Annotated in this window: 22 protein-coding genes and 2 pseudogenes; 10 read left to right on the forward strand and 14 right to left on the reverse strand. The window is 61.3% G+C overall.

The window, feature by feature from the left end:
* Positions 1-160: 160 nt before the first annotated feature.
* Positions 161-1,891: an adenylate/guanylate cyclase domain-containing protein gene (locus tag AC0L3D_RS32440; protein WP_023798310.1), complete on the reverse strand. Its 1,731-nt coding sequence runs from the start codon at positions 1,889-1,891 to the stop codon at positions 161-163.
* A 58-nt stretch (positions 1,892-1,949) separates the two neighbouring features.
* On the opposite strand from AC0L3D_RS32440, the gene AC0L3D_RS32445 reads away from it, so the two are divergent.
* Positions 1,950-2,135: a hypothetical protein gene (locus AC0L3D_RS32445; RefSeq protein ID WP_287247521.1), complete on the forward strand. Its 186-nt coding sequence runs from the start codon at positions 1,950-1,952 to the stop codon at positions 2,133-2,135.
* A 191-nt stretch (positions 2,136-2,326) separates the two neighbouring features.
* Positions 2,327-3,886, forward strand: a complete 1,560-nt coding sequence (locus AC0L3D_RS32450; protein ID WP_473630170.1) for a BCCT family transporter — start codon at positions 2,327-2,329, stop codon at positions 3,884-3,886.
* Between the two features lie 107 nt (positions 3,887-3,993).
* Here AC0L3D_RS32450 and AC0L3D_RS32455 read toward each other — a convergent pair.
* Positions 3,994-4,170: pseudogene (locus AC0L3D_RS32455) on the reverse strand (tyrosine--tRNA ligase); the annotation flags it as partial.
* 322 nt (positions 4,171-4,492) lie between these two features.
* A pseudogene (locus tag AC0L3D_RS32460) lies at positions 4,493-4,724 on the reverse strand (sulfite exporter TauE/SafE family protein); the annotation flags it as partial.
* Between the two features lie 168 nt (positions 4,725-4,892).
* On the opposite strand from AC0L3D_RS32460, the gene AC0L3D_RS32465 reads away from it, so the two are divergent.
* Genes AC0L3D_RS32465 through AC0L3D_RS32480 form a run of 4 tightly spaced genes read left to right on the forward strand, consistent with a single transcriptional unit; the run spans position 4,893 to position 7,353 of the window.
* The gene (locus tag AC0L3D_RS32465) at positions 4,893-5,339 is read left to right on the forward strand and encodes a thiosulfate oxidation carrier protein SoxY (protein WP_473630172.1); all 447 of its coding nucleotides are present in this window, start codon (positions 4,893-4,895) and stop codon (positions 5,337-5,339) included.
* Between the two features lie 16 nt (positions 5,340-5,355).
* Positions 5,356-5,682: a thiosulfate oxidation carrier complex protein SoxZ gene (soxZ, locus tag AC0L3D_RS32470; RefSeq protein WP_036262802.1), complete on the forward strand. Its 327-nt coding sequence runs from the start codon at positions 5,356-5,358 to the stop codon at positions 5,680-5,682.
* Between the two features lie 55 nt (positions 5,683-5,737).
* Positions 5,738-6,088: a c-type cytochrome gene (locus AC0L3D_RS32475; RefSeq protein ID WP_473630173.1), complete on the forward strand. Its 351-nt coding sequence runs from the start codon at positions 5,738-5,740 to the stop codon at positions 6,086-6,088.
* Complete coding sequence (locus tag AC0L3D_RS32480; RefSeq protein ID WP_473630174.1) at positions 6,085-7,353, forward strand: NAD(P)/FAD-dependent oxidoreductase; 1,269 nt, start codon at positions 6,085-6,087, stop codon at positions 7,351-7,353. Before AC0L3D_RS32475 ends, AC0L3D_RS32480 begins: the two co-directional genes overlap by 4 nt.
* Before the next feature lie 7 nt (positions 7,354-7,360).
* Here the strand turns inward: AC0L3D_RS32480 and AC0L3D_RS32485 are convergent, their stop codons facing one another.
* From AC0L3D_RS32485 to AC0L3D_RS32525, 9 genes are all read right to left on the reverse strand, one after another.
* The gene (locus AC0L3D_RS32485; RefSeq protein WP_473647099.1) at positions 7,361-9,487 is read right to left on the reverse strand and encodes a heavy metal translocating P-type ATPase; all 2,127 of its coding nucleotides are present in this window, start codon (positions 9,485-9,487) and stop codon (positions 7,361-7,363) included.
* Positions 9,488-9,543: 56 nt separating this feature from the next.
* Positions 9,544-10,272: a sulfite exporter TauE/SafE family protein gene (locus tag AC0L3D_RS32490; protein WP_128182112.1), complete on the reverse strand. Its 729-nt coding sequence runs from the start codon at positions 10,270-10,272 to the stop codon at positions 9,544-9,546.
* Positions 10,273-10,302: 30 nt separating this feature from the next.
* Entirely contained in the window at positions 10,303-10,425 is a 123-nt protein-coding gene (locus tag AC0L3D_RS32495) for a hypothetical protein (protein ID WP_023798301.1), read from the reverse strand.
* A 153-nt stretch (positions 10,426-10,578) separates the two neighbouring features.
* Positions 10,579-10,803 carry a hypothetical protein gene (locus AC0L3D_RS32500; protein WP_014766281.1) on the reverse strand — a complete coding sequence of 75 codons (225 nt, stop codon included), beginning with the start codon at positions 10,801-10,803 and terminating at the stop codon, positions 10,579-10,581.
* Positions 10,804-10,954: 151 nt separating this feature from the next.
* On the reverse strand, positions 10,955-12,619 hold the full coding sequence (locus AC0L3D_RS32505) for a cbb3-type cytochrome c oxidase subunit II (RefSeq protein WP_473523577.1): 1,665 nt from the start codon (positions 12,617-12,619) through the stop codon (positions 10,955-10,957).
* Positions 12,616-14,058 carry a cbb3-type cytochrome c oxidase subunit I gene (locus tag AC0L3D_RS32510; RefSeq protein WP_473647100.1) on the reverse strand — a complete coding sequence of 481 codons (1,443 nt, stop codon included), beginning with the start codon at positions 14,056-14,058 and terminating at the stop codon, positions 12,616-12,618. Before AC0L3D_RS32510 ends, AC0L3D_RS32505 begins: the two co-directional genes overlap by 4 nt.
* Before the next feature lie 131 nt (positions 14,059-14,189).
* Entirely contained in the window at positions 14,190-14,654 is a 465-nt protein-coding gene (locus AC0L3D_RS32515) for a c-type cytochrome (protein WP_023798298.1), read from the reverse strand.
* A gap of 11 nt (positions 14,655-14,665) precedes the next feature.
* The gene (locus AC0L3D_RS32520) at positions 14,666-15,811 is read right to left on the reverse strand and encodes a metallophosphoesterase family protein (protein ID WP_473630175.1); all 1,146 of its coding nucleotides are present in this window, start codon (positions 15,809-15,811) and stop codon (positions 14,666-14,668) included.
* A 90-nt stretch (positions 15,812-15,901) separates the two neighbouring features.
* Entirely contained in the window at positions 15,902-16,600 is a 699-nt protein-coding gene (locus AC0L3D_RS32525; RefSeq protein WP_413468442.1) for a carboxypeptidase regulatory-like domain-containing protein, read from the reverse strand.
* A gap of 194 nt (positions 16,601-16,794) precedes the next feature.
* Here AC0L3D_RS32525 and AC0L3D_RS32530 point away from each other — a divergent pair, with 194 nt between their 5' ends.
* From AC0L3D_RS32530 to groL, 4 genes are all read left to right on the forward strand, one after another.
* Positions 16,795-17,400, forward strand: coding sequence for an SCO family protein (locus tag AC0L3D_RS32530; protein ID WP_473534560.1), 606 nt, complete (start codon positions 16,795-16,797; stop codon positions 17,398-17,400).
* Positions 17,401-17,480: 80 nt separating this feature from the next.
* Positions 17,481-17,723 carry a hypothetical protein gene (locus tag AC0L3D_RS32535; protein WP_027154144.1) on the forward strand — a complete coding sequence of 81 codons (243 nt, stop codon included), beginning with the start codon at positions 17,481-17,483 and terminating at the stop codon, positions 17,721-17,723.
* A gap of 173 nt (positions 17,724-17,896) precedes the next feature.
* Positions 17,897-19,153 carry a 5-aminolevulinate synthase gene (hemA, locus tag AC0L3D_RS32540; RefSeq protein WP_473647102.1) on the forward strand — a complete coding sequence of 419 codons (1,257 nt, stop codon included), beginning with the start codon at positions 17,897-17,899 and terminating at the stop codon, positions 19,151-19,153.
* A gap of 54 nt (positions 19,154-19,207) precedes the next feature.
* A complete protein-coding gene (groL, locus tag AC0L3D_RS32545; RefSeq protein ID WP_027154146.1) occupies positions 19,208-20,851 on the forward strand; it encodes a chaperonin GroEL in 1,644 nt (547 codons plus the stop codon).
* A gap of 303 nt (positions 20,852-21,154) precedes the next feature.
* Here the strand turns inward: groL and tyrS are convergent, their stop codons facing one another.
* Both tyrS and AC0L3D_RS32555 read right to left on the reverse strand, forming a co-directional pair.
* Positions 21,155-22,408 (reverse strand): tyrosine--tRNA ligase, encoded by a 1,254-nt coding sequence (tyrS, locus tag AC0L3D_RS32550; protein ID WP_128173158.1) that lies wholly within the window; start codon positions 22,406-22,408, stop codon positions 21,155-21,157.
* Positions 22,409-22,613: 205 nt separating this feature from the next.
* On the reverse strand, positions 22,614-23,288 hold the full coding sequence (locus AC0L3D_RS32555) for an alpha/beta hydrolase (protein WP_473647097.1): 675 nt from the start codon (positions 23,286-23,288) through the stop codon (positions 22,614-22,616).
* Positions 23,289-23,725: the final 437 nt, after the last annotated feature.

Raw genomic sequence — 23,725 nt, forward strand, 5'->3', positions numbered from 1 at the left:
GGAAATTCCGGCAGGCTTGCCACCGGCCCGAACAGGCCCATGCTTTTCGGCGGCCGGTTGGGGGGCGCCGGCCCGGGCCCGGGGGCGCGGCTTCGTCCTTGGGTGGGGGCCGGTCTTTTTGCCTGTCCCCGATTGGATCCGGTTCGTAGTCACCGGCTGGCTACAGGTTGGCAATACCGGCTTTCAGCAGTCCCTCGCGGACGTGCTGCACATCAGACTTCTGGGCATAGTGCAGGGTGGCGATAAATGAATCGAGGTCGAACTGGGGATCGAGCGTTTTGATCTTGCGCAGATGCGCCGCGGCCGCGATTTCGTCGCCGAGCCAGCCGTAGCAGGCAGCGGCGAAAGCGTGCTGAACCGAGTCCATGGTTGACAGATGCATGAAAGCTTCGATCGCCTCGCCATACTGGCGCGCGGCGAAATGCGCCTTTCCTAGATGGCTCCAGAACCTCTCCGGGTGGTGCGGGTTCAACTGCATTGCCTTGCGGATCCATTCAATTCCCTCTTCCGGCCTTCCCAGCCACGTCAACAACTCGCCTTGCTGCACCACCACGAGGTCGTAGTTGGGATTGAGGGCGAGGGCGCGCTCTTGATGGTAGCGCGCTGTGGTCAGCTCATTGTTGTTCACGTTCACTGCGGCGAGGATGCGGTGGACATCGGCATCGTTGTCGTCCAGCGCCAGCGCCCTGTCCAGCGCTGCCAAGATGTCGTTCCAGACGGCATCCCTGTCTTTGCACCAGTTATGGACCCAGGCCTGGCCAAGAATGCAGGCGCGCCAGGCATGGGCATGGGCATAATCGGGGTCGAGCGCGACGGCCCTGCCTATCAAGGTTTGCGCGCGTTCATTATCCTCAATCGTGCCTCGGTGATGCAGCACCTTGGCAGCAAGAACACATTCATACGCGGCCATGTTTGCAGGTTTCGCCCGCGCGAGCTGGTCCCGCTGAGCCGCCTCGACACGACCGGGCAGCGTGGCTGCGATCGCCGCGGTTACCTCATCCTGAATCGCGAATATGTCGTCCAGCTTCCGGTCATATTTGTCTGCCCAAATATGAGCGTCATTCGCCGTGTCGATGAGCTGAACCGTCACGCGCACCCTGTTGCCGATCTTGCGAACGCTTCCCTCCACCAGGTATTGGACGTCGAGTTTCTCGGCCACCTCGCGCACATTCACGGCGCGGTTCTTGTAGACGAAGCTGGAATTGCGCGAGATGACGAACAGTTCATGATGGCGGGACAATTCGGTGATGATGTCCTCGGTCAGTCCGTCCGCGAAAAATTCCTGCTCGGGGTCGCCGCTCATGTTGTTGAATGGCAGCACCACTATCGAAGGTTTCGAGATGGATCGCTTTGCCTCGACTTCTGGCAGGACATGACTGTCAAACCCAACGCGATAGAGGCGAACCGGGCGGCTGATGTTCTTTAACGTCTTCTCGCCCAAATCCTCCATGGCAATTTCGAGACGGTCGGCAATTTGGGTCGCCACCGCTGCGGTCACGCAGATACCGCCGACGTCGGCGAGTTGCTCGATGCGCGAGGCAATGTTGACGCCGTCGCCAAAAATGTCCTCATCGTCGAAAATGATGTCGCCGAGATTTATGCCGATCCTGAATTCGATACGCCGTTCTTGCGGCACATCCGAATTGCGCCGTTTCATGCGCTGTTGGATTTCCACGGCGCATTTCACGGCATCGGTCACGCTCTGGAACTCAACGAGCATGCCGTCTCCGGTGGTCTTGATGATCCGGCCCTTGTTCTTCGCGATGGCGGGATCGACCAGTTCTATGCGATGGGTCCGAAGGCGTGCGAGCGTGCCGGATTCGTCGGCCTCCATTAGCCGACTGTAGCCCGCCATATCGGCAGCCAGAATTGCGGCTAGTCTCTGTTCCATCGCCTGAACCAAAAACCAAGCCTATCCTTCCTGGGCTGCCAAATCCAGCAATTTGGGCATGTGGCTGATCAAGGGCGCCGGCTATCTGAAGCGGGCTAATGGCGTGCTGCGCGGCCCTCGGATCGGCACCACCGTCCAGGGCACGCTCTCACGCTCTATGACCATGCGGGAAGGACTGCCGCTCTCCGGCAAGAGCGGGTTCCTCCGCATTAAGCAAAGCAGCGTTGCGCGATGGTCGATGTAGTCGAAGCGCGGATGACATGACCGACAACTTTTCGAATGTGTCGGAACTGGGTCGCAACAAAGTCGCGATTGAGCCAGCTAACCCAACGTCATTCAATCAGTTTTACCACGCGAACCGCTCTGTCGTTCCAGCCAGAAAATGCTTGAAAAGCCGGCCGCGCACGATGTTCACGCAAAAATGGGAGTGAGCGGATGTCCGTAACAGGCACCCGGAGTGTAGACTCCGGCGTATTTTGGCCGGCTGTCATCATAGCTGGCGGCTTTGTGCTTTGGGGCGGCCTTGCTCCTGACAGTCTCGCCACAGTGGCGACAGCAACTTTGAATACGATCATCAAGACATTCGGCTGGATGTTTGTCGTTTCGACGGCGTTCTTCCTGATGTTCGCTGTTTTCCTGGCGGTTGGCAGGTTCGGCAAGATCAAGCTCGGGCGAGATGACGAAAAGCCTGAATTTTCGACCGTGTCATGGGTCTGCATGATGTTCAGCGTCGGCATGGGCATCGGCCTGATGTTTTGGGGAGTGGCCGAACCGGTCTTCCATTTTGGCGCGCCACCGCACGGAATGGCGGAGCCGCAGTCGAGGGAGGCCGCGGTCGTGGCAATGCAATACGCCTATTTCCATTGGGCGCTGCACCCGTGGGCGATCTATGCGGTTGTCGGATTGGCGCTTGCGTACTTCAGCTACAGGCGCAACCTGCCGACTTTGATGTCGAGTGCCTTCCAGCCTCTGCTAGGCAGCCGCATCCACGGCCCGATCGGCCGGGCGATCGATGTCCTCGCAATCATCGCGACACTGTTTGGAACGGCCACTTCGTTGGGACTTGGCGCTCAGCAGATCAACAGCGGAATGAACTTCCTCTGGAATACCGGCGAGTCCGCAACGATTGCGTTGACAATTATCGCGGCATTGACCGTTCTGTTCATCCTGTCGGCGGTTTCCGGGGTTGGCAAGGGCGTGCAATTCCTGAGCAACCTGAACATGGTCATTGCTCTGCTGCTGCTGCTCTTTCTGGCGATCATTGGACCGACCGTGTTCATATTCGACACGCTGATCGAATCGCTCGGCTACTACCTCAGCGACCTGGTCTCCATGTCGTTCCGCACGGCAGCATTCAGCGACGGAAAGTGGCTTGGCAGCTGGACCATCTTCTATTGGGCCTGGTGGATATCCTGGGCTCCCTTTGTCGGCGTTTTCATAGCTCGGATCTCTCGGGGCCGCACAATCCGCGAGTTTATCGTTGGCGTGTTGCTCATCCCCAGCGCTGTTACCTTCTTTTGGTTCACCGTCATGGGCGGAACTGCACTTCACTCGGAACTGATGGGATTGGGCGGACTTGTCGAAGCCGTCAACGAAAAGGGCGCTCCAGTATCGCTGTTCGCGCTTCTTGCCCAATATCCGGCCACTACGCTGACATCGACCCTTGCGATGTTCCTGGTTGCAATATTCTTCGTGTCGGGAGCTGACGCGGCTTCCGTTGTCATGGGAATGCTCTCTTCGCGCGGAACTCTTCACCCAAGGTCCGGGATCGTGGTTCTGTGGGGCATTTTGGCCGGAGCCTCTGCTTGTGTGTTGCTGGTGATGGGTGGCTTGGCTGGGCTCCAAACCGCATCCATTGTCGCGGCCGCGCCGTTCCTCCTCGTGATGGTTGGGTTATGTGTGTCGCTGTGGATGGGACTTCTCGATGATATCGAAGTCCACGGGCGGTTTAACGAATTGGAGGCTGCTGCCACGGTCCCGACGCAGCCGGTGTGAACTTTGACGACAACAAAGTTGCGCGGGCTTGCTCCGTGCAACTTTTGGTACCGCCGCAATCGGCTGGAGAGCGGCAGCTGAGAGCGTGCTGCACAATCAGGCGCTGGTCAGACCGGCCGCACCAGAACGTGTTTTTTCTTGCCGAGCGATAGTTTTACGACTTGTTCCGGACCTGGATCCTCAAGTGTCACCAACCGGCGATCGTCGGACACGGACCGGTCGTTCAGCCGCACGGCGCCGCCCTGGATGTGTCGCCGCGCCTCGCCGTTGGACGCGGCAAGCCCGGGATGGCGAGCGAGGACGGACGCGTGGTCGGCGTCCATGGCAATACCGGGGAGCGCAACGGCAAACGGCTGGATGTCTTCGACATCAAGAATAGCAAGGTGATTGACTGCCGGGAGCACTTCTACGACCTCTACGCCTGGGATGCGTTCTGGGCTTAGCCTCGCGAGTTATCTCGGGCGGCACGCGAGACTGCCCCGGGGTCCGGCCCGGATGGGTCAGCTCAGGGGCGCTACTTGCTCGTTGGGACGAGACCAACGACCGCTTCCCACCCTAACCCGTCCTTTTTCAGCCTTATCATGAGTGTCGCGCAGGCTTGTAAAATCAGACATTGCGCTGGCGCGGTTCGAGCGCTCCAGTTAATTCGAGCATCTGATAGCCGGCCAAGAGTGTGATCAGAGATCCGACAACCCAAGAGCGTCCTTTCCCGCAATGCCTTGACCATCTATCCCGACAGCGGTGCCGCAATAACGCCTCCAGCGATCAGGCCGGCGACCGAAGTTGGGTAGTCGCAGAATCCGCCGGCGTGCTCCCAACGGCCGGTAAAACAGAATGCATTGGTTTAAAGGGCGGCCATGGGCACTTCCGCGAGATTGCTCCCAGCGGTTGTCGGTGCTAAATTTGGTAGAAGCTGCCGCACTGATGTGTCCGAGTGCGCCGCCTGCCGCCGCTGATGCGTTCTTAGAGTGGCCTAAAGAGGTGGCAGGGTTTGGAGACCGGGACGATGAGCTTGACGCGCCGCGATGTGTTGATCGCCGGGAGTGTGGGGTTTGCCGGGATCACGCTCTTCTCGCCGCGGAGCGCGCGTGCGAACGATGAAGCGTTGGATCTCATCGAGCAGCTCACCGGACGGACGGCCACGGTGTCGGATCGCCTTCACCTGATAATGCCGACGGACTTCCCGACCGGCTACACCGTGCCCATGAGTCTTTACATCGACAGCCCCATGACCGAGGCCGACCATGTAAGGCAGATGCGCGTGTTCGCGCCGCGGAACCCGCTCATCGAAGTGGCCAGTTTCCACTTCGTCCCGCAACGCAGTCTGCCCCGCGTGTCGACGCGCATCCGGCTTGCCAAACCGCAACACGTCGTCGCTGTCGCTGAAATGAATGACGGCATTTTGCTGATGACCACGACGTGGGTCCGTGTCGCCACGGATGGCTGTGCCTGAGGATCGGAGAGAGACTGTGACCACCCCGACACCACGCGTGATCGTGCCAAACGCTGCGGCGAAGGGGGAGATTTTTCAGGTCAAGACCATTATCAGCCATGAGATGGAAACGGGGCTACGCCATGATGATCAAGGCAATGTAATCCCGCGCAAGATCATCAACAAGTTTGTCTGTCGCTACAACGAAACTGTGGTGTTCAGTGTCGATCTTCACGAGGCGATTTCGGCCAACCCGTTCTTCGAATTTTCCTTGCGCGCGACGGAGAGCGGCCGGCTCGATTTTGTCTGGGAAGAAGACGGGGGTGGCGTTTATATGTTGTCGCACCAGTTCACGGTCGGTTGAGGTGTCGACGCAATCGAGCTGCGCGAATTATAGCGTGGACAAGTTGAGTGGGAGCGTGACCGGAAAACTGCGAAACAGACGGGTATTCAGCATGCGCCCCGTCGCGAGATCTGCGATTGCCACGGGCCTCGTGCTGCTCTTCAGCCAATCCGGCGCGGCGGCGGGGCCCGATCAAGGCGCTCAACTCGCCGCAATCTGTGCGTCCTGCCATCGTCTCGATGGCGGCGGCACAGGCATTCCCAGCATCATCGGGCTTGGTGAGAAGAGGCTTACCAACGCCCTGCTTGCCTACCGGGCGAGCGAGAGTCCAAATCACATCATGCACGTTATCGCGCTGTCGCTCAGCGACGAGGAGATCGCGAGCGTCGCGCGCTATGTCGCAGCGCAGGGAAGTAACCCGCGATGAAATCCTGGACTCGTCGCGAGTTCGGCCGCCTTACCGGAGCAGCGTTGTTAACGGCGCTCAACCAGCCGAAGGCGCGGGGCCAGGCCAAGGCGCGTGTCGTCGTGATCGGCGGCGGCATCGGCGGCGCAACGGTCGCCAGATATCTCGCCGCCAGCGCCACGGCTATCGAGGTGACCCTGGTTGAACCGCGGCAGAGCTACGCGACCTGTTTCTTCAGCAATCTCTATCTCGCCGGGCTGCGCCCGTTCGAATCGCTCAGTCATGGTTATGAAGCGCTGGCAAAACAAAATGGTATCATCGTCATTCATGAGTCCGCCGCGGCGATTCACCCGGCGGCGAAAACCGTTGCGCTCAACAACGGTTCAAAGCTCAGCTACGACCGTCTCGTTGTTGCGCCAGGCATCGCATTCAGGGATCGGGCGCTTAAGGGCTATGACGAAGCGGCGATGGAGATCATGCCGCACGCCTGGAATGCAGGACCGCAAAGCAAGCTGCTGCGCCGGCAACTGGAAAGCATGGAGGACGGCGGGCTGTTCGTGCTCGTTGCTCCGCCGAATCCGTTTCGCTGCCCGCCCGCCCCCTACGAGCGCGCTTCCCTCGTCGCATCCTATTTCCAGCGCCGCAAACCCAAGGCCAAAATTCTGATCCTCGATGCGAAAGACAGCTTCAACGCGCAGGACCTGTTCCAGGACGCTTGGAACCGCCACTATCCGGGAATGATCGAATGGCTACCGGCTCAGTTCACCGGCGGGGTCACGGCAATCGACGCGAAGACCCGGTCGGTGATCACCGCGGGAGCTACATTCAAGGCCGCGGTGGCCAATGTCATCCCGGCGCAAATGGCCGGGCGCTTGGCGCAGCAGGCGGGGCTCGCCAATCGGTCGGGCTGGTGTCCGGTCGATCCGGTCACCTTCGAATCGGCGCTGCAGCCCGGCGTCCATCTGGTCGGTGACGCGATCATCGGCGGGGATATGCCGAAATCCGCCTTCTGCGCCAACAGCCAGGCCAAAGCCTGCGCCTTTGCCATCGCGGCCGATCTCACTGGATCAGCGCGTTTCCCGGCGCATTTGTTCAACACCTGCTACACCTATCTCGCCCCCGACGATGCGTTCAGCAACGCCATCAGCTTCAAGCCCGTCGACGGGAAGCTCAAGAGCGTCATCAGCTTGGTCAGCAAGGTCGAGGAAAGCTCCGAGGTCCGCCGGCAGGCTGCGCGCGCGGCGGAAGGCTGGTATGACGCCTTCACGCACGACGTGTTTGGCTGAACGAAAGTCAACTCCGCTCGACGGCCGGGCCGGCCATTGCGGAAATGCCGGCGCCATCGTGGGTACGTTGCGACTTGGTGCCGGATCGTTGCTCCGGGATCAGCGCTGGAACAGGATCGGGCAGCCGCTCCAGCCGCAGCGAATTCACCACCACGAGAATGCTCGAGCCGGCCATGACCGCCGCCGCAAGGATTGGCTGCAGAAGTCCGAGTGTTGCGAACGTCAGGGCGACGAGGTTGTAGCCGAACGCCCACATAAGGTTGGTCAAGATGGTCCTGCGGACCGCACGGGCCACGTCGACGATCCAGGGCAGCATCCACAATCCGTCCGCAGGCAGCACGAGCGCTGCAGTCTCGCGGGCGAGATCGGTGGCGGAGCCGACGGCAATACCGACATCTGCGGCGGCCAGGACCGGCCCGTCATTCAGTCCATCGCCGACCATCGCCACCGAACTGTGGTCATGGCGGAGCCGATCCAGGGCCAGCCGTTTGGCCTCCGGCGAAAGGCCCGCTTGGACGTCCTTGATCCCGACCAGAGCCGCGATCCGCTCCGCCGCTGGCGCCAAGTCGCCGGTCAACAGCGTGGCGTCGAGCCCGCGCTCACGCAGGGCCGCGATCGCGGCATGCGCCTCGGGGAGCGGTGAATCATCGAGCGACAGCACGGCGTGAACCTGCTCGCCCCAACCGACATAGACCACCGAATAACCGCTCGCCTCCAGCGACCGCGCACGCTCAGTCAGCGACGGGGGAAGCGGCCAGCCCAGATCATTCATCAATCTGCCGTTCCCTGCCGCTACGGGCCGGCCTTCGGCGCTGCCGCGGACGCCACGGCCGGGAACCGTCCGGACATCGCGGGTGACGAGCGGCGTGATGCCGCGCTGAGCGGCGGCTGCCGCGATGGCCCGCGCCAGACCATGCTCGGAAAGTCGCTCCAGACCGGCGGCGCGCGCCAGCACTTCGTCGATGCCGACCTCCTGGCAGTCGACGCCGACGAGACGCGCTTTGCCCGCCGTCAGAGTGCCGGTCTTGTCGAAGGCGAGCAACCGGACACGCGCGAGGGTCTCAAGCACGCCGGGGTCGCGGACAACGCAGCCGTGCCGTGCCAACCGGCCGATGCCGAGTGATGTCGCCATCGGAGCAGCGAGGCCGACGGCACAAGGACAGGCAACCACCAGTACCGAGAGGCCAATCAGCAACGCCCGATCGAACGGCAATGACTGCGCCCAGTAAACGATCGTCAGCCCGCCGAGGGCGAGGACGAGCGGCACGGACACGCCAACGACGCGATCGGCAAGACGCTGGGTTGGACTGCGACGGCCCAGCGCTTCGCGCACCGACCGGCAAATCCGCGCCCAGCGGGTTGCAGTTCCGTCACCGCTGCTTTGGATCAGGAGCGGGCCGTCGATATTGATACTGCCGGCAATCACCTTGGAGCCGGCGCCCTTGGTCACTTGCCGGCTTTCTCCGGTAATCACGGCTTCATCGGTGTTCGATTCCCCTTCGACAACCACGCCGTCGACCGGAATGCGCTCGCCTGGCCGGACCCGCACCAGCATGCCGGCCGACACCTCCCGCACCGGACGGCGGATCTCTGCCGCGCCATCGATCACGGTCGCGCTCTCGCCTTCTGCGGCCAGAAGAGGTTCGAGGTCGCGCGCCGCCCTGGCGCGGCCAACAGCCTCGAGATAGCGGCCAACGGTGAACAGCATCAGCACCATCACGGCGGTGTCGAAATAGACATGCGTGCTGCCCTCGAACACGGCAAATGCCGAATAGAGGTAAGCGGCAGCGACGCCAAGCACGATGAGTGCCGACGACGTCACTCGTCCCTGAATACCATTGAGCCACATTTCGCGCAGATAGGGTCCGCCGAGAATCACCACCGCCGGCGTCGCGAAGATCCAGAGCAAAAGGTGGATCCACGGCAGCACGCCCGCATCGACGCCGGTGAACGCGTCCGAATAGAGGAGGAGGCTGAACATCATGATATTCATGGAGAGAAAGCCTCCCACGCCGAGCTGGATCAGAAGCCAGGCGGCTTCCCACTCTTCGTGTCTGCCGCTCTTCACCTGAAAGGCGATGCAACAGCCGTAGCAGCAGAATGCGCAAGCCTCACCGTTGAGCCTGCGCTCCATCGGGCGCAGGCCGACGGGCAGCGAACAATGGCTACAGAGGATATCGCCATGCGCAGTCATGCAGGATGTCCGCCCAGCCAGGCAAGGCCGATATGCGCGTCGGAAGGCAGGAGACCACGGCCGAGCGTGATGAGACCGAGCAAAAGAATAAAGCCGCCCGCCAGCCGCACGCCGCGCCGCCGCCAGGCTGGCCCTAGTATCCGGCCAACGCCGCCCATCATCAACATCGCGGGGAAGGTTCCCAGTCCGAACCATGCCATGACGAGAAGCCCGGGAAGCGCTCCGGCGGTGCTCGCCGCCTGGGCGGCGAAGGCATAGACCAGGGGACATGGCAGGAAGCCGTTGAAAACGCCAAAGGCAAGCGGTGCTGCGCTGCTCCGGGCGGTCAACAGACCGCGCAGAGACAATGCAAATGTGCTGCCGCCAAATCCGATCGCAAGACGATGGAAGACCTGCAGCAAGCCGAAGAACTGCAACGCCATGGCAATCATGAGCAGGCCAGCGACGATCGCGAGAATTCGTTGGGCGGTGTCGAGGGAGCCGTTCAAGAGCGGCGCCGCCGTTAGACCTTGCGTGGTGCAGATGACCTGACCGATCGCACCCGCGAGCCCGCCCAGAAAGCAATAGGTTGTCAATCGGCCGGTATTATAGAGCAGGTGGCGAAGGACGGTTGCGCCTCCGCCTCGCTGATCGCGGCCAAGCGCGCAGGCAAAGCCGCCGCACATGCCGATGCAATGAAAGCTGCCTGCAAATCCAGCGGCGAAGATCACGAGGTAATAGATCATTGGCGTTTTCGCAGCGCCGCGTCCGCGTCGCTATTGCCGCACAAGATAGACAAGAAAGATGATAAAGCCGACGGTGCAGCCGCCATAGATGAGGAAGCCGAGCATCTGTGGCAAGCCGGCGTCAGCGAGCTTGAAAACCGTGTCCTGTAGCATCCGCTGCTCCTATGTCAGCCGAAATAAAGACGAAGCACGTTTACCGCCACCTCGAAGGCCAGGAAAAGGAGGTTCAATGCGGCGACCCCAAGGAGAATTTTGGCTACCAACATCTCCATCACTCCTGCCTTACCAGCTCTTGCGACAGTCTTCTTAGAACAGACGGCCGGGGCCGAGCCCGCCCCAATAAACATACATGTAATACAGCCCCCAGGCGAACAGCAGCACGTAAACGACGAGAAGCCATAGCGGAATGAAGCCCACACGCGCCTGTATCAGGCCGCCGGCATAGTCCTCTAGTTCAGGGTGCGAGCTTTGACGTACATCCAGTTCCGGGTGCCTCGGGCTCTCCGGATCGCTGCTCTGCAGATCGCTCATTCTCCATCTCCCTTTCAAAAAAGTCGTTGGCGGCTTTGTCGGTGCCGCTCAACGCGCCGGATAGGACGCCCCAGATGAACAAGAACAGGGCCGCCAGGCTCATCATCATGGCGCCCGCATATGGTCCAGTGACTTCAAAACCGAGCATGCGCTAACCTCCGGCGGGTGCCTGTTTCTCGCCAGGCGGCGCTGGCGGGCCGGACGCCGGCACCGACGGATCGGGCACATAGGCTCGCTCAGGCTTGTCAGCGACCAGTTCCAGATCGTTCAGCGCCGCGCGGGCCTCCTGCTTGATCGACAGCGGCTGCAGCGAGAGCGGGTCTTTATAGGCGGAAAGCGCCACCACGAAATAGGAAAGTGCCCATCGGTCCTCGTCCGGAAAGGAATCCCGATACGACGGCATCGGCGTGCCGCTGAGGCCGGTAGTTATCGTCCGGAAGATGTCTTCGACGGCCGGGCCAGACTTGAACTGGCCGCTGGTGAGGTCGGCCGGCGGGGTGGCGAACCCGATATCATCCTTGAGGCCGGCAGCCTTCTCGCCGTCGCCCTTGCCGCCTTGGCCGTGGCATTCCCAGCACTTCGCCACCTGCCAAACCTCCTTGCCACGGTCCAGCATCGTCTGGGACGGGGTCGGCGGGCGCCCGATATACAACGGTGGGCCAGGCGGCTCCTCGACGAAGAAAGCGTAAGGACTGGCGGGGTCGGAACGGTCAACCGCCAGCTCATACTTGATGTACTGGATCACCGCCAGCCGATCGTTGAGCGGCAGTTCGTACCAAGGGGGCATTGCCGTGCCGCGGATGCCGCGAGTAATGGTGCGCAGCATGTCCCCGTCCGTGGGCAGGGGCTCCTTTGTCAACCTAAATTTGAAGACTGCGGACGTGAAGTCCCTGGGCCGCTGGTTAAACATAAAGGTGGCGGCCGGCCCGTTGCCGTCGCCTTTGGCACCGTGGCAACCGATGCAGCGGCGCTCATAGACTTCCTTGCCATAGGCAATCCATTCCTCGGAGCGCGGCATCGTCGCATCCATGACCTCCAGACTTTGCGGCTCGAAAAGATCGCGCCATTTACCCCGGTTCGTGCCGAGCTTCTGGACGTAGGAAACGAGCGCCGCCAGCGATTCCGTCTCCGCCGCGATGCTGACGGTTTCTCCTGTGTATTCGTCATTCGGCGTCAGGATGATCGGCTTTCTTTCGCGCGCCTTCAGCGGCACGAACAGCAACCCGTACGCATTCGGCGTCAGCTGGATCGCTTGCTGGCTGTCGAAGTCGAAAAGGCCTTCGGTGACCTCTGTCCTTTCCAGGGTCCGACCGCCAGCGCCGTCGTCAACGATACGGACGGCTGCATCGGGCTCGTGGAAGAGACCGCGATACGGCGCCATTATCGAGTCCGGCACCAGCATCCGCGGATTGTAGAAGTGCGCCAGGTGCCATTCGTCGCTGTATTTCAGGCCGACGCGCGTCAGGTCCGGCCCGATCCGGCGTGTGCCTAACAGGTGCGGCACGTCATAGGCGTATTCGCCCGCCTCGCTGACCGGTCCCCAGCGGCGGATCTCGCCGGTCACCGGCCGCACGAATTGCGAATGGCAGTACCAGCAGCCTTCGCGCAGGTAAATGTTGCGGCCGCGACGCTGCTGCTCGGTGTAGTCCGTCGCCTCTGAAACCGTCCATTTCAGCTGGCCGAAATCCGTGCGCACCACCGAGGTCACGCGCGTAGTTCGCGAGGACGGCTCCACGAAGGGCAGCACGCCCTGCGTGATCACCGCAAGGGTGATGCAGAAGACGCCGGCGAACAGCGCGAAGAAGCGAACGTTCACTGCGCAGGCCTTCCCGCCGGGGCCGGGGTAAGCGCCTCGACCGACCCGCGGACGCGTCGCGCCTCAGCCGCCGGACTGGTCAGTGCGGTCAGCATCAGATTCACCACCAGCAGCGACATCCCGATATCCATGCTGATGCCTGCCAGGGTCCGCGCCAGCCAGTAGGGCTTCACCCAGACGAGCGAGTCGAGCCATTCGACCCCATTCATCCATTGATAACCCTGCTGCAGCCCGCCCGCTGTGAGGACCAGGCCCATGGTCGTGATGCCGACGGTGATCAGCCAGAACGACCAGTTGCCGAGCTTGAAGGACCAGAGTTCGCGCCCGAACAGTCGCGGCCAAGTATAGACGAGGCCCCCCATCGCCCAGACGACGAAGGTGCCGAACACGGTGAGATGCGAATGCGAGATGACGAAATCGGTGAAGTGGGTCGGCTGCTGCAGCTGCCGCAGCGCCTCGGTCGAGCCTTGGAAGCAGCCGACGAGATACATGAGCGAGCCCATGATCAGGAACTTCGCCGGCAAGTTCCTGCCGAACTCATGCCACTTGCCCATCATGGTGCCGAAGAAGTTCACCAGCACCGTCCACACCGGAATGATCAGCAGCATCGATGTGACGACGGCCAAGGTCTCGGCCCAGTCCGCGATCGGGCTGTAGAGGTAATGGTGGATGCCGACGAACGGGTAAAACAATGCCAGGGACCAGAAGCCTACCAGCGAGAGCTTATGGGCATAGAGCGGATTTCGCGCGCTGATTGGCAGGAAATAGTAAATGATCACGTAGCCCGCGGGCGTTAGCCACAGGCCGACGATGTAGTGGAGATAGAGGCCATGGAAGGCGGCGCTGTTGATGCCCGAGATCGTGTACGGCAGGATGAAGCTTCCAAGCACGAAGTTCATCGTCGTCCACACGAAAGTCGCGATCAAGTACCATAGCGCGACATAGATCGCCGGCTCGAGCCTTCGACTGATCGTGATCAGGAATTGCGCGGTAGCAACAGCCACTACGATGAAGAATGCGACCTTCGCATAGAGCGGAAACTCTCCGGCTTCCAAACCGTCACTGTCGCCGAACAGCAAGCCGACCAAACCGGCAAGCGTTGCGATGTTCCAGACCCATGCGAGAAGAACCGACCACTCCGACCATATCACCCGCACCCCCGACAGACGCGGCACGAGATAATAGCAAAGGCCGATGAAAAGCGTCGAGAAGGCGCCGAAGATGACACCGTTGACGTGGACGGGGCGCAGCCGGCCGAAGGTGAGCTCGAGGTTTCCCGATCCAAGATAGTCGGGGTAGTTGAAGGTGCTCGAGATCAGGACGCCGACGGATGGCGTCACCATCAGCCAGAACATGCCGAAATAAAGCCAGGTCCGCACGACCCGGTTGTCGACCAGCGCATCCAGGTCCACATTCGCGAACTTGCCGCGCAGCTCCATCCCCGTCTCTGCCAACGCATAGACCTCCCCGCGCGGTTCCCGGGCCGCACCACTGCTTCAACCCCACCATCGAGGTGTCACCCCGATGGCGGACGCGCTCCCGTGAAGCCGAGCCCCGGCTATCGACGAGACTAGTACTTGCCTGGCACCAACACCGAACCGGTGTTCGACCAGGTGATGTACGCCTCGAGCGCCTTCATCGCCTCCGATTCGGGATCGATCTTCTCACCCTGGTTCGGTTTCTCGATGCACCAGTTGATCATGTCGCGCAGTGTCGCGAATTTGGCCATCGACTGCTGGAACTTCGGGAACGCATGCGGGTGGGTATCGGAGGCCATCGGATGGCACATGGCGCAGGCCCACCCGGTGGTCGACAGCTTGACGCCCAACTGCTCCGCCATCGCCGCATCACCGTGGAACAGGAGGTCTCCCTTCCTGACCTCCTCCATGAACGCCTCTTGATAGAGCTTCAGCTGCTTTGGCGTCACCGGGTCCTTGTTGGCACTGGCCGGGCCGACGACGACGGCAGCTGCGACGACTGCTCCGGCGACGGTGGAACGCCTCAGAATGCAGAGGAATGTCGATGTGTTTATCATAGCCATCCCCTTTATGGATTTTCCCACGGGTACTGTCTGTCGGCGATGCGTGGCTGTAAGACCTCCTCAATGCTCTTGTCGTGGTCCTCCGGCGACTGGACGAGCACCTCCTTGCGGCCCCACATGATGTACTCGACGTCGACCTTGTCGTCGGCGTTGACGTTGACGGTTTCCCAACCGACTCCATCGAAGTGATCGCCGGGGTCGACCCGGATCATCGGCTTGGTCAGCTTGGGGACGCCTTCCGGGGCATACGGCCACGGCCAGGAGGTCGCCAGCATGCCGATCGAGCGCATGCTGCCGATCTCGTTGTAGAGCACCTGGTGCACGTGACCATGGATGTTGGTGACCTTTTTATAAGGCTTCAGCACGTCATTCACTTCGCGCCAGTCGCGCACCCAGAAATTCCAGGGCGGGTAGTACTCGTACAGCGGATTATGGCTGAAGATGACGATCGGTTTGGACTTATCCCAGTCGGCGAGTGTCTTCTGCATCCAGTCGAGTTGCTCGCGGCCGACGCCGGCCCACGCGCCGGCAACCGTGCCGTCGAGGGTAGCCATGTGGCCCATGCGCTCCTCTGGCGTCATCTTCTTCGCTGTCCAGTAGTCCGGTCCCCGGCTGACCGTATCGAGCCCGATGAAGCGCACGCCTTTGTGATCGAAGGTCCAGTTGGGTTGGCCGAACAACTCGCCCCACTTCTTGCCCATATCCAGATACCAGTCATGCTCGCCCGGGATGTAGTACTTCTTGATCTTCAGATCCTTGAGGAGCTCAACGCCAAGCTCAAGTTCCTCGATCTTTCCGAGCTGGGCCAGGTCGCCGCCGAAGATCAGGAAGTCGGCCGGCGGATCCATGGCCTGGACCTCTTGCACGGCGCGCACCACCTTGTCGACGAAGCGCGTGTTGAGGGATCTCGGATAGAGATGGGTGTCCGAAATCCAGGCAAACTTGAAGGGCGCTTCGGCGGCGTGAGCGACGTCGATGGTGTTGAGCAGCGGCCACCACGCGAACGTCTGGCCGACGGAAGCAGCGCCGAACAGCAGCGATCTGTGAATGAATGTGCGGCGGGTGATTTGGAGCGAGTCGTCGGGCCGTACTCCAGGCGGCTGCAGCACCGCATGCATTTCGCGCCGAATGCGGTCAAGCTCGTCAGACATCAGGGTTCCTCCTCAGTGCAGGCCGTTTCTTAAAGCGTCGGCCTTCTCGCAGGAGCGCGACCCTATTGAATCAGTGGGTCGCCCATTTTCTTATTTTTTCAGTTCAATCGTCAGACTGGTGGCCTTATTCTCCTCTACCTTTACGGTCTGCTCGATGGGCCCGGTGAAGGGGTGGATCGCCACGAGCTTGTAGTCCCCAGGCGGAACATCGGTTATGCTGAACTTGCCGTCGGCGCCGGTGACAGCGTAGTAGGGATTGTCTACCACATAGACCCAGCCTTCCATCCAGCCATGCGCGTCGCAGTCGACGCGGACAGTGCCGGCCCGCTTCAGTTCGACGGGTATCCGCTGGCCCTTATTGGGCAGCGCCAGGTTGAAGGCGGTGCGCTTGCCATAATACCCGTGGGTGTTGTGGAGCATTGGGTCGCTGTTGACCACCTCCAGCGAACCGGCGGGTATCATCTGAACCGCGGGCTCAAAGCGACATTTGAGGTTGTTGAGCTCAGGCGGCTTTCCGGGCTCCGGCCAGGCCTTTCCCTGTGCCACGTCGACCAGCTGCACCGCCGCGTTCAGCACGGCCTGATCGCTGCCGACTTCGATCAGCGGCTCCTCGCGGGGATCGCCGCACACCTCGATATCCTTGGTGGGGATGATCTTTGTTGTCGGCACGTCGCCGCGGTAGACGATCGTACCCTCGATCGTTCCGCCTCCCGTGACCGGACCCACTTCGTAGGCTTGCGCAGGCGCGGACACCATCGCAACGAAAGCGATCGCCGCCAGCCCGCTCATCAATTCGCGAATGGTCATAAAAGCCTCCTCCTTCTAGCGAGATGAGGGGCAACTTTTAAAAATAGAGCTAAACCAGAACCATGTCTAGCCATTCAGCAACAAAACATGATAAAGTGAGATAGTTTAGGCGAGTTTGTTAATCACAAACACACGCGGGGGTTGGTGCGTCTTTCTCGAAGTGCCGGAGGTACTTGATGAAGCGGCGGCATGGACTCCTCAGCCCCTGGGCCTACGGTTCGCATACCCTCTTCTGCATAATATTCGCAGCGGCCCTGTCGATCTGCCAACCGCTCGTGCGGGCCGACACGGCGCCTGTGACGGTCGGTGGCCCATTCACGCTTACGGCGCCGGACGGAACGACGGTCACCGATGAGACTTATCGCGGCAAATGGCTGCTGGTTTTCTTCGGCTATACTTCTTGTCCCGACATCTGTCCGACGACGCTGTCATCAATCGCCGCGGCGATTGAGGAACTCGGACCCGACGCCGCAAAACTGCAACCGCTCTTCATCACTGTCGATCCCGAACGCGACACGCCTGAGGTGATGGGAAGCTTTACCGCAGCGTTCGATCCGCGCATCGTGGGACTGACCGGCAGCCCGCAACAGATCGCTGCGGTTTCGGAGGCATATGGCGCCTATGGTGTGGCGCGCCGGGGCGAGGCGGGCGGTGACGACTACCTAATGGATCACGGCACCCACATCTACATCATGAACCCACAGGGGCAATTCGTGGAGGGGCTAGACTCTGACACACCAAGCAGCGGCATTGCCGCTAGGTTAGGTGAACTGGTGCGATGACACCAGCCCTGGGATGACGGACATCACGATTAAGCAGTTGAGCGATCCATAGAAAGTTGTCATCCGGAAGGAGAGCGACCATGCAAAGACATACAAAGGAGGCTTCGGAGCTTAAGGCATTGATCCTCGCGGATCTTCATAAGGAGCCGGGATGCGAGCACGTCACTGATTTTGTGATTCAGCGGCTCGAAACCAAGGAGAACGGGGCAAACTGGACTGTCAAATATCTGGATCCTAATCAAGATAAGGTCTGCGAGACAATTCTGATAAACATCGCGCGAATGTTGCAGCTCAATTTCGACCTTCCTGAACGCGGGTCGTGAGGAACTATGCGAGCGGGATCGGCGCGCATCGCGCTTCGACATAATTCGTATGCAAGCAGAGGAATCGGGCGATGGCGGAACCCACAGCGTTGCACACCGGCAAACCTGGCGGCGTAAAGAACGTCCTTGCGCCGCGGCGATTTGGACCTCCGATGACCGGAGATGCGGGCGCTATGGCCGATGGGCAAGGCCGTATCTTGGTGCCAGGCAATACGAGTTATGACGGTTTCTTTGCAGATGCGATCGCGCGTCTGCAGGAGGAACGGCGCTACCGTGTGTTCGCGGACCTTGAGCGCGTCGCCGGACGCTTTCCCAATGCCGTGTGGCATTCCCCGCATGGACCGAAGGACGTCGTGATCTGGTGCTCCAACGACTATCTCGGGATGGGACAACACCCAAAAGTGGTCGCCGCCATGGTGGAGACTGCTACCCGCCTGGGAACGGGGGCCGGCGGGACGCGCAATATCTCCGGCACCAGCCATCCGCTCCTAGAGCTCGAGAGCGAGCTTGCCGATCTCCACGGCAAGGAGGCGGCACTGGTCTTTACGTCCGGCTATGTTTCGAACCAGACTGGCATCTCGACCATCGCCAAGCTGATCCCCGGTTGTCTGATCCTGTCCGATGCGCTCAACCACAATTCGATGATCGAAGGCATCCGTCAGTCCGGTACGCAGAAGAGCATCTTCCGCCACAACGACGTCGATCATCTCGAGGAATTGTTGAAGGCAGCGGGTCCGGATCGGCCAAAACTCATCGTCTTCGAAAGTCTCTATTCGATGGACGGCGACGTCGCGCCAATCAATCGCATTTGCGAAATCGCCGATCGTTACGGCGCAATGACCTATCTCGACGAGGTCCATGCTGTGGGCATGTACGGCCCTCGCGGCGCCGGCATCGCCGCGCGCGACGGCGCCATGAACCGGATCGATGTGATCGAAGGCACGCTCGCCAAGGCCTTCGGCTGCCTCGGCGGCTATATCACGGGAAGTGCTGTGCTGATCGATGCGGTTCGTTCCTATGCTCCGGGTTTAATCTTCACCAGCGCGTTGCCGCCGGCGATCTGCGCCGCGGCCACAGCGGCGATCCGGCATCTGAAAACCTCGCACTGGGAGCGCAAGCGCCAGCAGGATCGCGTCCGGCGGGTCAAGGCGGCGCTGGGTGCCGCTGCGCTGCCGGTCATCCTGAGCGACACCCATATCGTTCCGGTGGCAGTCGGCGATCCGGCGCATTGCAAAGCGGCGAGCGACCTGCTGCTGAGCGATCACGACATCTATATCCAGCCGATCAATTATCCGACTGTGGCGAAGGGAACTGAGCGGCTGCGCATCACGCCGACACCCTGTCATGAGGACATCATGATTGATCGGCTCGCGGCAGCTTTGTTCGATGTCTGGAATCGGCTCGGGCTGCCACGGGACAATCTCGCCTGAGCGGCCGAATGAAGCTTCGCCGTTCCCCGAAGATTGGTCTTAAGGATCAAGGAAATGGCTGCCAAGGAAATCATGTTCTCGTTCGAAGCTCGCGACAGAATGCTGCGCGGCATTGACATCCTGGCGAATGCGGTGAGCGTCACGCTTGGCCCGCGGGGGCGCAACGTCGCGATCGGCAGGGAGCACGGCGCGCCAAGGGTCACGAAGGACGGCGTGACCGTCGCCAGGGAAATCGAACTCGACAACAAGTTCGAGAACATGGGCGCCCAGATGGTGCGCGAGATAGCAACAAAAACCTCCCATCAGGCCGGCGACGGCACGACCACCGCCGTCGTGCTCGCGCATGCGATCGCCCGGGAGGGCGCCAAGGCGGTGGCCGCCGGCATGAATCCCATGGACCTGAAACGCGGCATCGATCTCGCGGTCGAAGCCGTCGTCGCGGAACTCAAAAACAACGCCACGAAGGTCACCTCGAACGTCGAGATTGCGCAAGTCGGGACCATCTCGGCCAACGGCGACAGGGAGATCGGCCGCTGCCTCGCCGACGCCATGAAGAGGGTCGGCAATGACGGCGTGATCACTGTCGAGGACGGGACGTCGCTCGAAACCGAACTCGAATTCGTCGAGGGCATGCAGTTCGACCGCGGCTATATCTCGCCCCATTTCATCACCAATCGCGCAAAGATGCGGGTCGAGATGCAGGATGCCTATGTCCTCGTCAGCGAGAAGAAACTGTCCAGTCTGAACGAAATACTGCCGCTGCTGGAGAAGGTGGTGCAGGCCGGCAAGCCGCTGCTCATCATCGCCGAGGATGTCGAGAGTGAGGTGATGGCGGCGCTGGTGGTCAACAAGTTGCGCGGCGCTCTCAAGGTTGCAGCCGTGAAGGCGCCGGCCTACGGAAACCGCCGCAAGGCGATGCTGCAGGATCTCGCGCTGATGACCGGCGGAACGGTGATCTCCGAGGATTTGGGCATCAAGCTCGAACATGCTTCCCTCGATATGCTCGGGCGCACCAAGAAGGTGATGATCGACAAGGCAAACACCACGATCGTCGGCGGCGCCGGCGAGCGGGAAAGCATCGAGGCCCGCATCGCCGAGATCAAGCTCGAGCTTGCTGAAACCACCTCCGATTTCGACCGCGAGAACCTCCAGGAGCGGCTGGCCAGGCTCGCCGGTGGCGTCGCCGTTATCCGGGTCGGCGGTGCAACCGAAGTCGAGGTCAGGGAGAAGAAGGATCGCATCGATGACGCGATGAACGCGACAAGAGCCGCGGTTGCAGAGGGCATTCTCCCCGGCGGTGGGGTCGCCTTACTGCGCGCCGGCAGGGCGCTCAAGAAGCTCAAGGGCAGCAACGAGGACCAGCAGGTCGGCATCGCGATCGTCAGGAAGGCGATCACCTGGCCGGCTCGGCAAATCGCGATCAATGCCGGCCTGGAAGGCTCGGTCGTCATCGCCGGGATCCTCGAAAACGACGACAACGCCTATGGCTACGATGCCCAATCGGGCGTGTACGCGGATCTGGTGTCAAAGGGCATCATCGACCCAGCCAAGGTGGTGCGAACGGCGCTCCAGGGCGCAGCCTCGGTGGCAGGCCTCCTCATCATGACGGAGGCGATGGTGGCCGAAGTGCCTGGCCCGCCGCCGCCGGAACTTCCCGGTCACGAGCATCATCATCACGATATGGATTTGGATTTCTGACCGCTTCGCGGTCGTAATCCGGGCTCGCCGCCGTCAACAATGATCTCGTCCGCTATCGAGGTGAGACAAGTCGTCGAGGATCACGGTATCCAAGGTGTCGGCTTATGGGGCTACCTGCTCGCTCCGATAGATGAGACGAATGGCAATATTCACCCATCTCGGCCCTTCTCAGTACCTACCTGATTAGGTTTTACCTGGGCCGTGATCCCGAACCGAAGGTCAGCGCAGCAAGATGTGAAACCGGTTTCGGGAAAGGACTAATGAAGCCCCATCCCGATTCCATCGAGATCGATCAAGCGCCGGTCAGACCGGCCGCACCAGAACGTGTTTTTTCTTGCCGAGCGACAGCTTTACGACCTGTTCCGGACCTAGATCCTCAAGTGTCACCAACCGGCGATCGTCGGACACGGACTGGTCGTTGAGGCGCACCGCGCCGCCCTGGATGTGTCGCCGCGCCTCGCCGTTGGACGCGGCAAGCCCGGCGGCAACGAACAGCGACAATATGCCGACGCCGCTTTCCAGATCGGCCTTGCCGACCTCGACGGTCGGCAGCGTTTCGGCCAGCGCGCCTTCTTCAAACGTCTTGCGCGCGGTTTCCTCGGCTTGCTCGGCCGCCTCGCGGCCGTGCACGATGGCCGTCGTTTCCGTGGCCAGGACCTTCTTGGCCTCGTTGATCTCGGAGCCGCCAAGCGCGGCGAGCCGCGCGATCTCGCTGAGCGGCAGGCGGGTGAAAATCTTGAGGAAGCGCGTGACGTCGGCGTCCTCGGTGTTGCGCCAGTACTGCCAGAAATCATAGGGCGAGTAGAGGTCGCCGTTCAGCCAGACCGCGCCCTTGGCCGATTTGCCCATCTTGGCGCCTGACGACGTCGTCAGCAGCGGTGTGGTCAGGGCATAAAGCTGCGGCGTGCCCATGCGGTGTCCGAGATCGACGCCGTTGATGATATTGCCCCACTGGTCCGATCCGCCCATCTGCAGGCGGCAGCCATAGCGCCGGCTGAGCTCGACGAAATCATAGCCCTGCAGGATCATGTAGTTGAATTCGAGGAAGGAGAGCGATTGCTCGCGCTCGAGCCTCAGCTTGACGCTGTCGAAGGTCAGCATGCGGTTGACCGAAAAATGCCGGCCGACATCGCGCAGGAACTCGACATAGTTGAGCTTCATCAGCCAGTCGGCATTGTTGACCATGATCGCGTCGTTTGGACCGTCGCCGAAACGCAGGATGCGGCCGAAGATGCGCTTGATGCCCTCGATGTTGGTGGCGATGGCCTCAGGCGTCAAAAGCTTGCGCTGGTCGTCGCGGAAGGAAGGATCGCCGATCATCGAAGTGCCGCCGCCCATCAGCGCGATCGGCCGGTGGCCGGTCTCCTGCAGCCAGTAGAGCATGGTCGCGGATATCAGATTGCCGATATGCAGGCTGGTCGCGGTGGCATCGTAGCCGACATAGGCGGTCACCGTTTCCCTGGCGAAAAGCTGGTCGAGGCCGGCATCATCCGAAATCTGGTGGATGAAACCACGCTCGCTCATTACGCGCAGGAAATCGGATTTGAAGGCGGACATTTTTTCTTTCCCGAAAGCGCCCAACCGAAGCGGATCGGGCGTGGCATGCGTGAACGCGGGCGTTTAGCATCCAAGCGCGGTCAGCAAAAGGGGAATCCGGTTTTTCCACCTGACCGCTGTAACGGCGCCGCACGGCTTCGAATCGAATGCCATATCCTGCGACAGAGCCCGACGCGAGATGCCGGAGATATCTTCGCTGTTCGGCCTATCTCAACCGTTTCGGCCGCGGGTCGGACAACTCGCCTGCCAGACGGCGATCGAGATAGTCCGCGCATTCCTGGAGCAAGAGGTCCGCATCGTTGGAGAAGAAATGGTTGGCGCCGGGCAAGGTCTTCTGGGTGATGGTGATGCCCTTTTGCGTGTGCAGCTTGTCGACCAGCCCCTGCACGTCCTTTGGCGGCGCGACCTTGTCGGCGTCGCCATGGATGATGAGGCCGGACGACGGGCAGGGCGCCAGGAACGAGAAATCATAGGTGTTGGGCTGCGGCGCGATCGAGATGAAGCCTTCGATCTCCGGCCGGCGCATCAGAAGCTGCATGCCGATCCACGAGCCGAACGAATAGCCGGCGACCCAGCAGCTCTTGGAATCCGGATGCAGCGACTGCACCCAGTCAAGTGCCGCGGCCGCATCCGACAATTCGCCGGTGCCGTGGTCGAATTCGCCCTGGCTGCGGCCGATGCCGCGGAAATTGAAGCGCAGCGTGGTGAAATTCCGCTTCTGGAACATGTAGAAGAGGTCGTAGACGATCTTGTTGTTCATCGTGCCGCCGAACTGTGGGTGCGGGTGCAGGATGATGGCGATCGGCGCGCTCTTTTCCTTGGAAGGCTGGTAGCGACCCTCCAGGCGGCCGGCCGGACCGGTGAAAATGACCTCAGGCATAAAATACTCCACATGGCATAAGAATGCGCGGTGCTTGAAACAACTCTTCCTCTGGCCCCAGTCTTCCCAGGCCTTGACGCAGGGCGAGCGTCTTCTTAGAAGCTAGTTTAGAATTGTTCAAAACTGGGTGGCCAAAACGTCGTGGTTCGGCCATCCACGCCGCAAGTCGCGTAAATAGGACGGCTTGCCTTGCAATTTCAAGGAAATAACGCGCTATCCTCGCGGAATGGCTCTTGAAGGGACCGATCGAAACGAAAATGGCCGGAAGACGCGCCTATCTCGACTACAATGCTAGCGCGCCGCTGCTTGCCGCGGCGCGGGGGGGGGGGGGGGTGGGGGGGGGGGGGGGGGGGCGCCCCCCCGCGGGGGGGGGGCGCGGGGGGGGGGGGGGGGGGGGGGGGGGGGGGGGGCGGGGGGGCGGGGGGGGGGGGGGGGGG

It is taken from the genome of Mesorhizobium sp. WSM4837, assembly GCF_055811435.1.

Excerpts from the sequence above, each read along its gene's own strand:
- AC0L3D_RS32440 (WP_023798310.1), bottom strand. The coding sequence starts at position 1,891 with ATGGAACAGAGACTAGCCGCAATTCTGGCTGCCGATATGGCGGGCTAC.
- AC0L3D_RS32445 (WP_287247521.1), top strand. The coding sequence starts at position 1,950 with ATGTGGCTGATCAAGGGCGCCGGCTATCTGAAGCGGGCTAATGGCGTG.
- AC0L3D_RS32450 (WP_473630170.1), top strand. The coding sequence starts at position 2,327 with ATGTCCGTAACAGGCACCCGGAGTGTAGACTCCGGCGTATTTTGGCCG.
- AC0L3D_RS32465 (WP_473630172.1), top strand. The coding sequence starts at position 4,893 with ATGAGCTTGACGCGCCGCGATGTGTTGATCGCCGGGAGTGTGGGGTTT.
- AC0L3D_RS32480 (WP_473630174.1), top strand. The coding sequence starts at position 6,085 with ATGAAATCCTGGACTCGTCGCGAGTTCGGCCGCCTTACCGGAGCAGCG.
- AC0L3D_RS32485 (WP_473647099.1), bottom strand. The coding sequence starts at position 9,487 with ATGGAGCGCAGGCTCAACGGTGAGGCTTGCGCATTCTGCTGCTACGGC.
- AC0L3D_RS32490 (WP_128182112.1), bottom strand. The coding sequence starts at position 10,272 with ATGATCTATTACCTCGTGATCTTCGCCGCTGGATTTGCAGGCAGCTTT.
- AC0L3D_RS32495 (WP_023798301.1), bottom strand. The coding sequence starts at position 10,425 with ATGCTACAGGACACGGTTTTCAAGCTCGCTGACGCCGGCTTGCCACAG.
- AC0L3D_RS32500 (WP_014766281.1), bottom strand. The coding sequence starts at position 10,803 with ATGAGCGATCTGCAGAGCAGCGATCCGGAGAGCCCGAGGCACCCGGAA.
- AC0L3D_RS32510 (WP_473647100.1), bottom strand. The coding sequence starts at position 14,058 with ATGGAGCTGCGCGGCAAGTTCGCGAATGTGGACCTGGATGCGCTGGTC.
- AC0L3D_RS32515 (WP_023798298.1), bottom strand. The coding sequence starts at position 14,654 with ATGATAAACACATCGACATTCCTCTGCATTCTGAGGCGTTCCACCGTC.
- AC0L3D_RS32520 (WP_473630175.1), bottom strand. The coding sequence starts at position 15,811 with ATGTCTGACGAGCTTGACCGCATTCGGCGCGAAATGCATGCGGTGCTG.
- AC0L3D_RS32525 (WP_413468442.1), bottom strand. The coding sequence starts at position 16,600 with ATGAGCGGGCTGGCGGCGATCGCTTTCGTTGCGATGGTGTCCGCGCCT.
- AC0L3D_RS32530 (WP_473534560.1), top strand. The coding sequence starts at position 16,795 with ATGAAGCGGCGGCATGGACTCCTCAGCCCCTGGGCCTACGGTTCGCAT.
- AC0L3D_RS32535 (WP_027154144.1), top strand. The coding sequence starts at position 17,481 with ATGCAAAGACATACAAAGGAGGCTTCGGAGCTTAAGGCATTGATCCTC.
- hemA (WP_473647102.1), top strand. The coding sequence starts at position 17,897 with ATGGCCGATGGGCAAGGCCGTATCTTGGTGCCAGGCAATACGAGTTAT.
- groL (WP_027154146.1), top strand. The coding sequence starts at position 19,208 with ATGGCTGCCAAGGAAATCATGTTCTCGTTCGAAGCTCGCGACAGAATG.
- tyrS (WP_128173158.1), bottom strand. The coding sequence starts at position 22,408 with ATGTCCGCCTTCAAATCCGATTTCCTGCGCGTAATGAGCGAGCGTGGT.
- AC0L3D_RS32555 (WP_473647097.1), bottom strand. The coding sequence starts at position 23,288 with ATGCCTGAGGTCATTTTCACCGGTCCGGCCGGCCGCCTGGAGGGTCGC.